Raw genomic sequence first — 14,335 nt, forward strand, 5'->3', positions numbered from 1 at the left:
AAGGTTCCGTTTAGTGACCATCAAAATCACAGATACTATAAATTTTCAGGCCTTGTTCTTCCAGTCGCTTCGCACCGCCAATGTCAGGCAGATTAATCACAAACGTCGCATGTTCAACGATACCACCCAGCTGACGAATCAGTTTTGTCGTCGCTTCAATCGTGCCACCAGTTGCAAGCAAATCATCCACAACCAGCACTTTGTCACCCGCGACGATCGCATCTGAATGGATTTCCAGTGTATCCACGCCATATTCCAGTTCATAAGACTCGGCAATGGTCGGGCGGGGTAATTTGCCTGGCTTACGAACAGGAACAAAGCCGATTCCCAGTTCTATCGCTAACGGAGCACCAAACAGAAAACCACGGGCTTCAGTGCCGACCACTTTGGTAAATCCCATGTTTTTGTAATGTTCAAACATCAGCTGAATCGTTGCGTGATAAGCCTTGGCATTTTCCAGCAGGCTGGTTACATCACGGAACAAAATACCTGGTTTTGGATAGTCGGGAATACTTTTAATACTGGATTTAATCAGTGAAATTGTTTCAGTTGTCATCGTCAATAACTTAATGTTTTGGTTTGAATCAGGCCGTTGCCAGCTTACAGACAAAGCATCATTCAAATGTTGTATGTGCAACTCATTTACAAATAAAGTTGCCACAAAAATAAAAAACCCACTCCGGTATCCTGATAAGCCGGAATGCGGGTTTTCAGGATACAAAATGAAGAGTGGGCACACTTCCCGCCCATGCTAGTGATTTTCTTCACGATGCGCAACCGGGTCGAAGACAGGAAGACGACGAAAAATAGTCAGTGCAATGATAAAAAACAAAAATAAAATGATTTTTAATATCGTGGATGGTGCCATCCAAATCGAAAATGTGAATGTGATCACCATCAGAAATGAGCCGCGCCGACGAACTTCCGGAGAGATCGCCCGCCGGGTCTGCCAGTTTTTAATCACAGGGCCAAATACCGCATGGTTCAGCAGCCAGCGGTGAAAACGCGGACTGCTGCGCATAAAACAGGCGCTGGCTAACAAGACAAATGGCGTTGTCGGAAGTAACGGCAGAAAAATACCTAAAACGCCCAGACCCAGCGATAAAAAACCAGCCGCAGTCAGAAACCAATGCTTCATGATGTTGATTCCCTCATCCTTTTTGTGTCGGTGTTTTCTTACCCGGACGGGACTTTTCGCGCCTTGACTGAGCAGTTTTCAAGCGAATACAGGTTAGGCGATGAAAGATAAACACGCTCTAAAATAGCTATATATCCGGCCGGATACGCCGCGAAATATTCAGAGAAAATGAGCTGATTCCAATACTGCTGGCAGAAAGCTGGGTCAAATCTCCCAGAGGTAAATCCTGTGTGATAAAGTTTTTGCGGCAGTTGTTTCCAAGCTCAACACCACCGGCAATATGCTGGGAACAGTGACCATTGCTCCAGTGACAATCCATACCCGCCGGCAAGACAGACAACGTCCCGTCAACAACATTGACAATCCCGAGAATGGCAGAAATCGGAGATGCCGTCCGGGTACAACTGATCCCTTTCTCCAGAATGTCCGCCAGATCTTTCAGGTCCGCGCTTAAACACTTCTGGTTACGCAGATAATCATGGAATAACGCACGTACCAGCAGGCTTGTGGCAATTCCGTCGCAACAGGTTTGAGAATTCGAATCAACAATATAAAACGCATACTGGCCATTCATTGACCAGATATAGTCAAAAACCAGCGGCAATGCGTCGGCGGACTGAAGCAAGCGGTAGCTACAGCGCCAAATCCCCTGGGATGAATCGTTGTCCGGCATCAATGCCAGCAGCAGATCTCTCGCAGCGCCGGGGTTTTTCTGTAAATATTCCAGATGCCAGTGAAGCTCCTCTTCTTCGGGCATTTCTCCACCGCCATCAACCCGGAACCACTGACTGGCAAAATCACGCTGGTCGGCAATATAGTTGGATGAGTCATTCAGAGTGTTGACCAGTGCTTCTCCCAGAAAGGCATAATTTTCGATGGGCTTAGGCAAAAAATCTTTAATACCGTACTTTAAAACTTTTGCGACATCAGAAATATCTTCTGTTGCTGAAATCACGATCATCGGCAGCGATGGATAAGCCTGACAGACTTCTTCGACAAACTCCAGTCCGTTTAAAACCGGCATATTAATATCACAAATCACCAGATCCGGTGCTTCGGCTTTCAGTGCCTGTAATCCTTCAACGCCATTACCGGCTTCGCAAACCGTACATCCCTGAGAAATCAGATATCCGCCAGTTAACCGCCGAAAAACAGGATCGTCATCCACAACAAGAATCAGCTTCCCGTCCAACGTTGGTTGCGCAGCAGACGGCCTCTTACTGGATTGGTCGGTTTTAAGCATGCTTACAGCCTCACATATATAAAATAAAGCGCCGGGAAAAATATCACTCCCACACCCTGGCCAATATGTCTTATTGCATTACTGACACTTTTAATGTTATCTGTTAAAGGTAGCCGTTTCAGTTGATTTATACAAACATCAGCCTGCATATCAGCTTTTTTTTCCTTTTTTATCATTGTGTTATCATATTCTTATGCTATTAGACATTTGTTAACTCAATAGTTCATAAATTGTTACAGTTATTTTCATAGTTGCATAATGATTCAGAAAACTGTAAAAATATCTGTGATTAAGAATGAAAAATGAGTTTTCGTTAAAGATGTTGATGTACCTCAAACTTTGACAATTCAGTTACGTATATAAAATGAAACTGGTTAAATAAATTACAGATGTATTAAAAACCATGAAGCTAGATGATCTAAATCTCTTCCGCTTAGTTGTTGAGAATGGCAGTTACACTGCCACATCAAGAAAAACCATGATCCCCGTCGCCACGATTACCCGGCGAATTCAGGCACTTGAGGACGCCCTCAATCTGCGACTTCTTAACCGTCACGCACGCAAACTCTCTTTGACTGAAGCAGGCGAGCGCTTTTTTAAAGAATGCTCACCACTGCTGCAACGTTTATCTGTCACCGCTGAGGAAATCAGTGATGAATGCCGGGGCGCTTCCGGCCGGATCCGGATCTCTGCACCATCGAATCTGACCAAACGTATGATCATGCCAATGTTCACCACATTCATGCGCCACTATCCGGATATCAATATTGAACTGACCACAAGCAATCTGGCTGATCAGCTTGACCCAACCGAATGGGACGTCATCTTCCGGGTCGGCCCGCAACGTGACTCTTCACTTATCGCCCGTAAAATCAGCGAGGTCAAAGATATTCTGGTAGCCAGCCCCGAATATCTGGCGAAAAATCCAGCCCCTGTCCATGCAGAAGATCTCGCTCATCATTCCCTGCTGAAAGGTTATCCGCTGATCAAATGGCAACTGACTCACACCGATGGTGAAACCATAGTCAACAATGATAAAGGACGCTTTCAGGCCAATGCACTGGATGTTGTCCGCATGGCCTGTTCAGAAGGACTGGGAATCACGCTGATGCCGGATGTGATGTTAAAAGAACATCTGACAAATAAAACGCTGATCCGCGTTCTCGATGACTGGAGTGCTAACTCCCGCGACATCTACATGCTGTATAATCACAAAGACCATTTACCGGAAAAAGTACGGCTCTTTATCGACTTTGTCATGGGTTACCAACCAGAATAATAGCAAAAAATAATTTTTATTCTTATCTATAAATATTCGACAAACTGAGAAAGTTCCCGCCGGGGTGCTTTCATCGGTTCTGTAATCTGGGTTCCCAGATAAAGGAATCCGACAATTTCATCGTCACCGTGGACATCAAAGGCCTGACGAACCTGCGGATGAAACATCCACTTCCCTGAACGCCAGATGCCCTGAAATCCCTGAGCTACAGCAGCCATTTGCATCGCCTGCACAGCACATCCTGCGGATAAATGCTGCTCAAACGCAGGTACTTTCTCATGCGGGGTGACCTTCGCAATCACAGTAATGACCATCGGCGCCCGAAACGGTGCATGTTTCACTTTATCACGCGTGGCTTCATCACTGTTTTCCGCGACAACAGCCTTGAGTAAAATATCAGATAATGTCCTGAGCCCCTCACCCTGTGCAATCACAAACCGCCATGGCGTCAGTCCGCCATGGTCCGGCGCTCTTAATCCAGCCTGAATAATATTTTCCAGCACTTTTCCTTCTGGTGCCGGGGCCTCAAGTTTTGCGACAGAACGACGATTTAACAATAAATCTAAAGCATCCATGAATCTCTCCTTTCTCTGACTAAAATTAAGCGGACTATACAGACAAAAGACAGCATAACTCAGCCCAAAGACATTCCCAACCATGAATATTTTGGGGATTCAGGAAGCCATTCGGTCACTTAAGGAAAACCTTCAGTCACCACAGGAACAATTCAGTCATCAAAACGTTGACCCGACTCAGCCATTGCTTTGAGCCGCAGACTGGTATGATGGAGATCTTCAACAGATAACTGCGCCATCTGTGCTGCAATTTTTGCGGCGCCTTGATCATCAATATACCGGAAAGGCCCGCCCAGAAAAGGGGGAAAACCAATCCCGAAGATAGCACCAATATCGCCATCACCCGGACAATGAATAACTTGCTGATCCAGACATTGCACTGCCTCGCTCAACATGGGTAAAAGGCACCGCATTACGATTTCATCCTGAGTCATCCGTGCCGTGGACAATCCGATGTTCAGCAACGGATAAATGGTTGGATCAGGCTGTTTTCCCCGCCGGGTATAACGGTAAAAACCCTGCCCTGACTTTTTCCCTTTGCGCTGTGCACCTGTCAGACGATTGAGAAAATCAGGGCTGTTGAAGCGTTCACCCAGTTCTTTGACCAGCACAGGTGAAATTTTCATCGCCACATCAAACCCGACTTCATCCAGTAATGTCATCGGGCCAACCGGAAATCCAAATGCCACCAGCGCCTGATCAATCACTTCGACGGGTTCCCCTTCTGCCAGACATTGCAGCGCTCCGTTAATATAGCGCGCTAAAATCCGGTTGACGTAAAATCCGGCACTGTCTTTCACCACAATCGGTGTTTTACCCTGCGCATAAGCCAGAGAAACAACACGGGCAATCGTTTCCTCTGAAGTGCTTGCATGCGGAATAATTTCCACCAGCGGCATTTTTTCCACCGGACTGAAGTAATGCAGTCCAATCACCTGTTCAGGATGTTCAGCCACCTGCGCAATCTGATGAATTGGTAATGAAGATGTGTTCGTGGCAAACACAGTGCTAGGATTGGTGTGTGCATCGGTCTGCTGCACCATCTCCTGTTTGAGTGCCAGATCTTCAAAGACAGCCTCAATAACGATATCAGCCTGCGCAAAACCTGAGAAATCAATACCGCCGGATAACCGTGCCATGGTCGCCCGTCGTTCTGCCTGTGACATCACTTTTCGCCGCTGTTTTTTTCTCAGTACCCGATCAATGTACCGGAACGCATGTAACACCCCCTGATGACTGATATCTTTCACCCTGAGCTGCTGCCGGGCTTTATCAACCGTCACACAGCCGATCCCTGCCCCCATCAGTCCTCCCCCAAGAATGGCCACCCGAAGGTTGCCGGAGGGAATTTTTTCCGGTTCCAGTTCACGCTTCAGCCGCGAAGTACTGAAAAAAACCGACCGTAAAGCACAGGACTGCGGCGAAAAAACCAATTGCCCGAACCACTGCGCTTCGTGAAGCAACCCGGCTTCGGTGCCTTCATCCAGTCCCCGCTGGATCACATCCAGCACAGCATCGACCGCAGGATAATGATGCCGGGCCTTTTTCTGTGCCTTTGCACGGGCCTGACGGATAATCAAATGGCGCACCAGTCTGAATTCAGACAATTGCTGTACCAGTGACTTTTTCCGGAAAGCAAATGCCTGATGAACCCGAACCATTTTACGGGCAATCTCAAGCAAACCATCCTGATGAACACAAGCATCCACTAAACGCAGTTTTGATGCTTTCTGCGGCCGGATTTTTTTGCCGGTAAGCATCATATCCAACGCAGGAATCAGACCAATCAACCGCGGCAGCCGCTGCGTCCCTCCCAGTCCGGGCAGAATACCCAGTTGCAGCTCAGGGAGTCCGAGACAGGTTTTCGGGTCATCAGAGCAGACACGTAAATCACAGGCCAGCGCCAGCTCAAGCCCGCCACCAAGACAAGCGCCATGAATGGCTGCAATCACCGGAAATGGCAGTTCTGCCAGCTGATTAAAGATATCCTGACCTTTTTGCACCAGTTGCCGGGCATCCTGGGGCGATTCAAACTGGTCAAACATCGCGATATCAGCACCGGCGATGAAATTATCCGGTTTTTTTGAGTAGATCACCAACCCGCTCGCTGGTGGATTCACTCTGAGCTTTTCAAATACAGCGCTGAGCGCTTCAATAAATGAAGATTTCAATATGTTGACCGACTCTCCGGGAACATCAATTGCCAGCCATGCAATATCCTCATCATAGGTCAGCTCAAAGCCGCCTTTCAGCATACCGGAAGGCTTATTCATCAGCTGCCTCCAAAACAATTGCACTGCCCAGTCCACCAGCTGCACAAGCCGTGACCAGTCCAAACTCACCGCCACGGCGACGCAGTTCATGTAACTGCTGCGTGATCATCCGGGCACCGGTTGCCGCAAAGGGGTGTCCGTATGCGATTGAACCGCCAAGCACATTGAGTTTTGACGGTGCGACTTCACCTGCCGGAGAAGGCAGTCCCAGTTCTTTGGCAAACTGATGGCAATCCAGTGCCTTCAGATTCGCCAGAACCTGTGCTGCAAACGCTTCATGAATATCAACCAAATCAATATCAGATAAACTCAGCCCGGCCCGTTGCAGCACAACCGGCACTGCATGCGCGGGTCCCATCAGCATATTTTTGTGCACCGGGATTGCGCTGCCGGCAAATGCCCGAAGATAACCCAGTACCGGTAGTTCCAGTTCCCGTGCACGCTGTTCGCGCATCACTAACATTGCCGCGGCGCCATCAGTCAGTACCGAACTGTTTGCGGCCGTCACCGTGCCAAAATCGCGGTCAAAGACAGGTTTCAGCTCCCCATACGATGAACGCGGCGTTTTCCCTCTTACCGGATTATCATGCGCTAAACTGGTGTGATATGGCTTGGGATAAACGGTCATGACTTCATTACTGAGTAATTCGAGTTGCCATGCTTTCGCAGCACGCTGATGAGATTCCCAGGCAAAATCATCCTGAATTTCCCGGCTGATTTGAAAAGTTTTTGCCATCTGCTCTGCCGTTTGTCCCATCGACAGACCCGTAGAAAATTCAGCAACCGGTGGCGGCACCGGCAGCAGATCCCGTGGACGAATACAGCGAAACGCCTTGAGTTTATCTGCCAGTTTTTTCTGTCTGGCGCTGCGTACCAAGGCATCTGCCAGCCGCCGGGATAAACCAACCGGCAGAATTGATGAAGAGTCAGCCCCACCAGCAATAGCAATTTCATGGTGACCACAGGCAATTTCCTGAGCCGCACAGATCAGGGTTTGCATGCTGGTCGTACAGGCACGGGTCAGGCTGTATGCATCTGTTTCGGGATTCAATCCGGCATTCAGAACGATTTCTCTGGCGATGTTTGGTGCTTGCGGCATCTGAATGACCTGACCAAAAACCACCAGGTCAATCAGGCGGCGATCTATCTTCGTCCGCATCAGTAATTCATTGACGACCAGCGTACCCAGTTCAAGCGCCATCAATTCCCGGAGTTCAGAACACTGCTTTGCAAAAGGCGTCCGGATGCCGGAGACAATGGCAATGCGATCACCGGCGTATGTACGAAATAACTGCGCTGACATAATCCACCTACAACAAGTCTGACCTGTAAAAATTGTAGTCAAGCGGCCGTATATCTACCAGAAACCAAATATGATAAGACCGGAAATGTGAAGGGAGCAGCCAGAAAGCCAGTGAAAAAACATCCATGAGCGCTTAATTCGGGCAAGGGATAAATCACAGGCAAAAAAAAACCACACAAAACTGTGTGGTTGGAAAATATAAAGCAATTAACTTACGCCAATTGAAAAATCAGTTTCCTGATTAGGAGAAAGTAAAGTCAGCCTTCAAAAGGAAGTGTCATCTTGCTCAACATGTCAGCCTGACGGCTAACCAGATGACAAGTGTTAATATAATCACTTTCAGCATTCATTTTTTGAATTAGATCAATTTTGTTTTGATTTAGATAAAAATCAGCGTTGAATTCCCGTAAAAACATACACAGAACAATAAATATATGAAAAATTACAACATCCCTGAAAATCATCTGGACAATGACGTATTTATGTTATAGGTGGCAGAAAGCTGCCATCCTATACCGTATCGGGGACGTAACCGGTTTCCCGGTAAAATGCACCGGTTCATCCGGACATGCACAAAACTTTTTTAACCTGAAAGAAAAGTACAGCAACACCCCGGCATCAAAATACAGCACTCAGCGTCAAATCACGTCGAAAGGCGTCATTCTTCCTTCAGTTATTTTCCTTGAACTGACTTTGTTGAGGAAGCTCTTAATCCTGCATCTTGAGGTCATCCGGATATAGAGCATATACTTTAAAAAAGCCATTCTTCAAAATAAATGAACTATATAGTCAGCATTTCTGAACTTTTCTTCTCCAAAAACGGGTGGTCGGATTTCTATGACTGCCACTTCTGTCTACTATCTGCCGCCAACTGAGTAAAAGCTCCAATTATCTCTTCCGGAATCCGGACCGGAATGTCAAAGAGTTTATAGGATAAAGAACAGATGAACAAACCGTGCAAATTTTATAAAAAAGCGCTGCTTGCCGCAGCAGTCACACTGACAGCACAACAGGCAACCGCAGCAGGCTTTCAGGTGAATGCACAATCAGCTACAGGTCTGGGCCGGGCATATGCCGGTGATGCTGTCATTGCAGACAACGCTTCCGTTCTTGCAAAAAATCCGGCAGCAATGACGTTATTTGACAGTGTTTCGCTTTCCTTTGGGGTCGAGACCATTACAACATTAATTGATGTCAAAGATGGCCAGTATTGCGGTTTGGGTTGTCAGTTGGGTGCAAGTTCCGCAGCCGACGCCTCTTATGACGATGCCGGTGATACGTCAGTCGCCCCTAATTTTTATCTGATTGTGCCTGTGAATGATCAATTCGCATGGGGTGTCAGTGCTTATTCTAACTTCGGTACCAAAACAGAATTCAGCAGTAGTTATCAGGGATCTGAGTACGGTGGAACAACCGACGTCAAAAGCTTTAATCTTGGTTTATCCGGTGCATACCGGCTGAATGACCAGTGGAGCCTTGGCGCCGGACTGGATTTAATTTACGGTCAAGGCAAGCTGAAGCGTTCTTTCAGCAGCGGTATTGCTGCAGTTGCCGGGACTTCAACCGCGCTCGATGTGGATGCTGATGGCTGGGCTGCCGGGTTTAACCTTGGGGCTGTTTATGAGCTGGATAAAGACAACCGTTTCGGTATCGATTATCACTACAGTCCTGAAATCAAGACCAAAGGTGATATCAGCTTTGCCGGGTATCCTCAGGCAAGCGGCAGCATTACGGATCATCTGCCATTGCAACTGCCGGACTTTGCAGAGTTCTCCGGTTATCATCGCCTGAATGAAGATTTTGCCGTTCACTATAGTATTCAGTGGCTGAAGTGGTCTGAGTTTTCTCAGCTCGAAGCAGATACCAGCGGCGTACTTAAAAAATACAACTGGCAGGATGGCTGGCACTATTCTGTGGGTGGGACTTACTTCATGGATAAAACCTGGACATTGCGTGCAGGCTATATGTTCGATACCAGCGTACAGGATGCAACCCGTTCCATCTCTGTACCGGATTCTGATCGTCACTGGTTCTCTGCCGGTGTGAGTTATCATCTGGATGAGCAGTCAACCGTTGATTTCGGCATGACATACCTGCTGGGCCGTGATGTCGACGTCACTGAAACCACCAGCATGTCTGGCATGACATTGTCTGTTTTAAACGGGACAACTCATGCAGATGCGATAATGCTGGCCATTCAGTACAGCCATTCTTTCTGATACGCTGTGCCTTACCGGTAAAAAATCCGCCAGCTGGCGGATTTTTTGTACCGGCCGGATATTTAATCTGCGCTTTCATTCTGAGAGATTTCACGCAGCACCGCCTCTGCAGACTCTTCCAGCAAATCCAGCACCAGCTCAAATCCGTCTTCTCCGCCATAATAAGGGTCGGGAATCTCTGCATAAGATGATCCGCCATGGCTGAGAAATAAAGAAAGCTTATATTGAAACGCGGTTGGACACTGCGCCTTCAAATCAGCCAGATTCGCTTTGTCTGCCGCCAGAATCAGATCAAAGTGCTCAAAGTCATCAGCCGTGACCTGTCTCGCCTGCATTCCGTGAAAGCTGTAACCCCGCTTTTCTCCGGCGGCCCGGGCCCGGTTGTCCGGCGGGTTGCCCTGATGATAAGCAATCGTCCCGGCAGAATCGACCACCACATCAATGCCCATTTCCGCCGCTTTCGCTTTCAGTACGGCTTCTCCGGTTGGCGAGCGGCAGATGTTGCCCATGCAGCAAATCAAAATAGATTTTTTCTTTTTATTATTCATAGAGTTAACTCCTGTTTTCACCCCTTTTTTACGCAAGCTGAATGAAATTAAAATCCTTTTAGATCATGGAGTTACGTTTAGTTTTGAAGGGGGGTTTTTCCCAAAAAACGTGTGAATTTTATCCAAAACAGCCCCAAAAACCCACAAAAACTGTCTTTGGAACCATAGACTTTTCTGGCTTGTTTATGCGTAAATTCTGCACACCTGAATTATGGTGAGCTGGATAGGAGCACTTTGGTGCGCCGCTTCCTTAGTCGCGGTAATGCGAATCCTGTTCAGTTCACCACCCAATCTTAGCCTTTTGAGTGGTGAATACTATTCACTCAAGGAGGCCTTTATGCCAAATCAATTTGTAGTTTCTAATTCATCTATCCCTGTGGATTCGGATCAGAGAATAAACTTGAATGCTCTTCACCGTGCTAGCGGTGTGGGAAAATCAAAACAACCAAATAACTGGCTCAGGTTGGATTCAACAAAAGATTTGATTAATGAATTAGAGCAATCCTCAGATCTGAGAACTGGTATAGTCAATAAAATTCGGGGAGGTACTACACCAGGTACATTCGCTCATCAGCTCATCGCTATTTCATATGCCGGATGGATCAGCCCTAAGTTTCAGTTAGAGGTCAATCGGGTATTTTTGGAAAACAAAACCCAGCCCCTTCCCGGCTACAGCCCGGGTGCTGGTTGCGTTTGAAGAGGGCAAAGCATTCAGTCACGTGCTCTTGATGATGACGCCTGTGTTGTCAGCCGGCACAATATCTGTACCTATCTGGATATGATGGAGTTTGAGGAAGTCGTCAAAGTGGCAGAACATGCCCAGAAGATAATTATGACGATGGCTAAGTGGATGGCAGAGAAAAGCGCTAAGCTGAATTGAGGTAAGAGCGCGGTTTTGGCCGCGCTTTTTGAATAAGTATTAGATAATTACACCGACAAGCCTCTGCAAGCCTTCAGTGATCAACCAGTAAACACCATACAAAAACGGCACGATAAAAGTTGCAGTAAAAATACACCACACTCCGCGCATACCACAGAGATATTCAGCAACCTCACGCGCTTCCTCCGGGGTCCAGGTATATTCACCTTCCACTCTTTCTGCCTTTTCATTTTTTGTAAGGGAGTTCGCCAATTCATACTTTTCTGCTAACTGGTTAAAATCCTTCCCCACCTTGAAAAACCAGCCAGAAAAATGCCCGAAGAGAATCAGCAGGAAATGCACTAAGGTTGGCAGTAAATTAGTCACCACCAATAACACTATCCACCGGTTGTCCTGTGAAAATGGAGCCGACTTAAATGCATCAAAAAAATCCTTTGCATTTACACCCCAACCAGAAAGTTGTGCAATATAAAGAATGCCAAAAACCCCTGCGAACACAAGCAGCAGCATGAGCAATGCCACCATAAAATCCAGCAATAGCCATATGCACCAGTTATTACTCTCTGAACTATAACGACTCAAACAATACTGGGTAAAGCTGACCGATAACCAGTCAGATAGGCCATTTAGAGCTGGAAGACTGCCCAGAAAAAAAATTGATATCCAATTAGATGAGCCAACCTGAAGTTCCGAACTTTCAATATTAGCATTCAAGTCTGTGAAATAAGGCAATAAAAACCAGCACAATACAACGAGTGAAAATAATGTGAATGATAATATTTTTATAACTATCTGTTGATTTGCTCTTACCATACGTACAGTACGCACTTTACGAACCATAACATGGTAGATGCCAAAACCTACGAATACGCTAGAAAAAATTGTAGAAAAAGCGACAAAACCAATTACAGTGCCTTTGGTAGCTAAACCTGCTAGATAGGGCCATGAAAGCCCCAATAATATAATGAAAAAAAACAATATGAATGATAATAATTTTATAGCTATCCACCGATTTTCCCGTACCATAATATTGTAAGTGATAACACCGACAACTATACCAAAGACAACTGTAGAAAAAGCGACAACACCAGTTACAGTACCAGCAGCAGCAATAACTGTAGCCATAATGACAGCACCAAAACCTGTACCAGAGGAAATAAGAGTAATTAATGCAGCGCCAGCAACCACACCCACAACTGAAATTACGCCTGAATTATAACTATTACTGGAAATATTAGAAACGACAGTAACAACAAAGGCTAAATAACAGCAAGAAATGACAAAGCGAATAAATTTGATAAGATTTTTATTTAAGATTAATCGGCTTAATTGCCTCTCTATAAAAAAAAGAACAAGCCCCCATTTATGAAATAAAATATAGAATGATATACAGACAATGAGAAACAAGATTTTCTTGTATATGAATACGTTTGGAAGCAACTTCTCCTCGTTAAAAGTCAATCCTTCACCAGAAAAAACCCATGTAAGAATAAATAAAGCCATAGGGTAAATGAATGCAATGAGAAGCGCTCTGTTAAAACCGGAAATACTCAGTGTTTTCTGGTCATAAACTGTAGCAAGTATCCGTTCTGTTGATTTTTTTGCATTCAAATACTTATCGGAATTATCCTCTATTTCCAGTATCCTGATATGCTTTTCTTTGATCTTTGGGCCATTATCATTTGAGCCACCTTCATAGATTTCTTTGTACCCGAACATGTTCAGAAAGCGCTGAGGCGCAGTCTTGACTAAGATAAGCAGGATAGTTCCAAGAATGGGTGCAGCTATATACAAATGATGAAATACCCACTGTAATGAAAACAAGCCAATTACATCTTTAAAAGACCACCCCATTCAGTATTCTCCTGATTCAGATACCCAGTCTGGTAACTACCACACGTAATGATTCCATTTGATCTTATGACATCTTAAATCATTCCGGTTGAATATCAATTAACTGAGTATTTGTGGGGGAGTGCTAAAAGTTGAAGTTCTGTATAATTGTATCCGTATGTAAAAATGGCCCTCAACGGGCCATATCTCAATATTTTGACTGATTACTCATCTCTAGACTGTTCATAATTCTGTGTCACGCTCATTTTCACAAATCCAGATGCTTATTCAGCCAGGCTGGAAAATGGATGCTTAACTGAGACAGTGCTAAATTCCAGTTTTGCACTGGATGTGTCCATTTTTCGCTGGCCTTCAACATACCGGCATACGGCAGTTTAAGCAAGCTGATTTCGTTGGCGAATCCACTCTTGGTTTTCGTCAACTTCCGGAGCTGGCGATGCACCGCTTCAACTGCATTGGTCGTATAAATCACCCGGCGTATTTGCTCCGGATAACTAAAGTAAGCACTCAGATGTTCCCACTTGTTCCGCCAGGACTGAATGACCACCGGATATTGTTTGCCCCACTTCGCTTCCAGTTCATCCAGTGCCAGCTCAGTCGCATTGCGGGTGGCTGCTTTATAAACACACTTTAAATCGGCCATAAACGCTTTTTGATTTTTACTGGCATATATTTCAGCGAATTACGGATTTGATGTATGACGCACAGCTGAACTTCTGTGTCCGGATAAATGATTTCAATCGCTTCAGGGAAGCCTTTCAGCCCATCGACACAGGCAATCAAAATATCTTTGCCTCCCCCGACTTTGCAGGTCAGTCAGGACACTGAGCCAGTAATGTGCGCCTTCAGAATCAGACAGATAAATTCCCAACAGCTCTTTCTTATCTTCGATAGTCAATCCCAGAATGGTATAAACTGCTTTGGAGACGAAACGACCATTTTCCTTAATTTTATAGTGAATCGCATCGAGCCAGACAATCGGATAAATCTCATCTTATTCTGGAGAAATTTTGGAGGGACACC

12 protein-coding genes and 1 pseudogene are annotated in these 14,335 nt (G+C 45.9%); 3 read left to right on the forward strand and 10 right to left on the reverse strand.

Annotation, left to right across the window (positions count from 1 at the left end; translation table 11 throughout):
• Positions 1 to 10: 10 nt before the first annotated feature.
• The 3 genes from apt to OCV29_RS10875 all read right to left on the reverse strand — a co-directional run bounded on the left by apt (position 11) and on the right by OCV29_RS10875 (position 2,381).
• Positions 11 to 556: an adenine phosphoribosyltransferase gene (gene apt / locus OCV29_RS10865; RefSeq protein ID WP_073604126.1), complete on the reverse strand. Its 546-nt coding sequence runs from the start codon at positions 554 to 556 to the stop codon at positions 11 to 13.
• Positions 557 to 751: 195 nt separating this feature from the next.
• Positions 752 to 1,138 carry a YbaN family protein gene (locus OCV29_RS10870; RefSeq protein WP_073604108.1) on the reverse strand — a complete coding sequence of 129 codons (387 nt, stop codon included), beginning with the start codon at positions 1,136 to 1,138 and terminating at the stop codon, positions 752 to 754.
• Between the two features lie 127 nt (positions 1,139 to 1,265).
• On the reverse strand, positions 1,266 to 2,381 hold the full coding sequence (locus OCV29_RS10875) for a response regulator (protein ID WP_073604109.1): 1,116 nt from the start codon (positions 2,379 to 2,381) through the stop codon (positions 1,266 to 1,268).
• A 403-nt stretch (positions 2,382 to 2,784) separates the two neighbouring features.
• Between OCV29_RS10875 and OCV29_RS10880 the strand changes: the two genes are divergently transcribed.
• Positions 2,785 to 3,660 (forward strand): LysR family transcriptional regulator, encoded by an 876-nt coding sequence (locus OCV29_RS10880; RefSeq protein ID WP_073604110.1) that lies wholly within the window; start codon positions 2,785 to 2,787, stop codon positions 3,658 to 3,660.
• A gap of 26 nt (positions 3,661 to 3,686) precedes the next feature.
• Here the strand turns inward: OCV29_RS10880 and OCV29_RS10885 are convergent, their stop codons facing one another.
• The 3 genes from OCV29_RS10885 to fadI all read right to left on the reverse strand — a co-directional run bounded on the left by OCV29_RS10885 (position 3,687) and on the right by fadI (position 7,811).
• Complete coding sequence (locus OCV29_RS10885; RefSeq protein WP_073604111.1) at positions 3,687 to 4,235, reverse strand: NAD(P)H nitroreductase; 549 nt, start codon at positions 4,233 to 4,235, stop codon at positions 3,687 to 3,689.
• Between the two features lie 152 nt (positions 4,236 to 4,387).
• The gene (fadJ, locus tag OCV29_RS10890; RefSeq protein WP_073604112.1) at positions 4,388 to 6,508 is read right to left on the reverse strand and encodes a fatty acid oxidation complex subunit alpha FadJ; all 2,121 of its coding nucleotides are present in this window, start codon (positions 6,506 to 6,508) and stop codon (positions 4,388 to 4,390) included.
• A complete protein-coding gene (fadI, locus tag OCV29_RS10895; RefSeq protein ID WP_073604113.1) occupies positions 6,501 to 7,811 on the reverse strand; it encodes an acetyl-CoA C-acyltransferase FadI in 1,311 nt (436 codons plus the stop codon). Before fadI ends, fadJ begins: the two co-directional genes overlap by 8 nt.
• A gap of 944 nt (positions 7,812 to 8,755) precedes the next feature.
• On the opposite strand from fadI, the gene OCV29_RS10900 reads away from it, so the two are divergent.
• Complete coding sequence (locus OCV29_RS10900) at positions 8,756 to 10,030, forward strand: outer membrane protein transport protein (protein ID WP_073604114.1); 1,275 nt, start codon at positions 8,756 to 8,758, stop codon at positions 10,028 to 10,030.
• 62 nt (positions 10,031 to 10,092) lie between these two features.
• On the opposite strand, the gene OCV29_RS10905 is transcribed toward OCV29_RS10900, so the two are convergent.
• On the reverse strand, positions 10,093 to 10,578 hold the full coding sequence (locus OCV29_RS10905; protein WP_073604115.1) for a low molecular weight protein-tyrosine-phosphatase: 486 nt from the start codon (positions 10,576 to 10,578) through the stop codon (positions 10,093 to 10,095).
• Positions 10,579 to 10,915: 337 nt separating this feature from the next.
• On the opposite strand from OCV29_RS10905, the gene OCV29_RS10910 reads away from it, so the two are divergent.
• Complete coding sequence (locus OCV29_RS10910) at positions 10,916 to 11,275, forward strand: KilA-N domain-containing protein (RefSeq protein WP_073604116.1); 360 nt, start codon at positions 10,916 to 10,918, stop codon at positions 11,273 to 11,275.
• A gap of 222 nt (positions 11,276 to 11,497) precedes the next feature.
• On the opposite strand, the gene OCV29_RS10915 is transcribed toward OCV29_RS10910, so the two are convergent.
• The 3 genes and pseudogenes from OCV29_RS10915 to OCV29_RS23665 form a co-directional block, all read right to left on the reverse strand.
• Positions 11,498 to 13,312: a hypothetical protein gene (locus tag OCV29_RS10915; protein WP_073604117.1), complete on the reverse strand. Its 1,815-nt coding sequence runs from the start codon at positions 13,310 to 13,312 to the stop codon at positions 11,498 to 11,500.
• Between the two features lie 247 nt (positions 13,313 to 13,559).
• Positions 13,560 to 14,095, reverse strand: a pseudogene (locus tag OCV29_RS10920) (IS256 family transposase).
• On the reverse strand, positions 14,058 to 14,300 hold the full coding sequence (locus OCV29_RS23665) for a transposase (RefSeq protein WP_370737199.1): 243 nt from the start codon (positions 14,298 to 14,300) through the stop codon (positions 14,058 to 14,060). The pseudogene OCV29_RS10920 and the gene OCV29_RS23665 overlap by 38 nt, the downstream one beginning before the upstream one ends.
• Positions 14,301 to 14,335 lie beyond the last annotated feature (35 nt).

It is taken from the genome of Vibrio aerogenes (assembly GCF_024346755.1).
Lineage (GTDB): Bacteria > Pseudomonadota > Gammaproteobacteria > Enterobacterales > Vibrionaceae > Vibrio > Vibrio aerogenes.

Excerpts from the sequence above, each read along its gene's own strand:
- apt (WP_073604126.1), bottom strand. The coding sequence starts at position 556 with ATGACAACTGAAACAATTTCACTGATTAAATCCAGTATTAAAAGTATT.
- OCV29_RS10870 (WP_073604108.1), bottom strand. The coding sequence starts at position 1,138 with ATGAAGCATTGGTTTCTGACTGCGGCTGGTTTTTTATCGCTGGGTCTG.
- OCV29_RS10875 (WP_073604109.1), bottom strand. The coding sequence starts at position 2,381 with ATGCTTAAAACCGACCAATCCAGTAAGAGGCCGTCTGCTGCGCAACCA.
- OCV29_RS10880 (WP_073604110.1), top strand. The coding sequence starts at position 2,785 with ATGAAGCTAGATGATCTAAATCTCTTCCGCTTAGTTGTTGAGAATGGC.
- OCV29_RS10885 (WP_073604111.1), bottom strand. The coding sequence starts at position 4,235 with ATGGATGCTTTAGATTTATTGTTAAATCGTCGTTCTGTCGCAAAACTT.
- fadJ (WP_073604112.1), bottom strand. The coding sequence starts at position 6,508 with ATGAATAAGCCTTCCGGTATGCTGAAAGGCGGCTTTGAGCTGACCTAT.
- fadI (WP_073604113.1), bottom strand. The coding sequence starts at position 7,811 with ATGTCAGCGCAGTTATTTCGTACATACGCCGGTGATCGCATTGCCATT.
- OCV29_RS10900 (WP_073604114.1), top strand. The coding sequence starts at position 8,756 with ATGAACAAACCGTGCAAATTTTATAAAAAAGCGCTGCTTGCCGCAGCA.
- OCV29_RS10905 (WP_073604115.1), bottom strand. The coding sequence starts at position 10,578 with ATGAATAATAAAAAGAAAAAATCTATTTTGATTTGCTGCATGGGCAAC.
- OCV29_RS10910 (WP_073604116.1), top strand. The coding sequence starts at position 10,916 with ATGCCAAATCAATTTGTAGTTTCTAATTCATCTATCCCTGTGGATTCG.
- OCV29_RS10915 (WP_073604117.1), bottom strand. The coding sequence starts at position 13,312 with ATGGGGTGGTCTTTTAAAGATGTAATTGGCTTGTTTTCATTACAGTGG.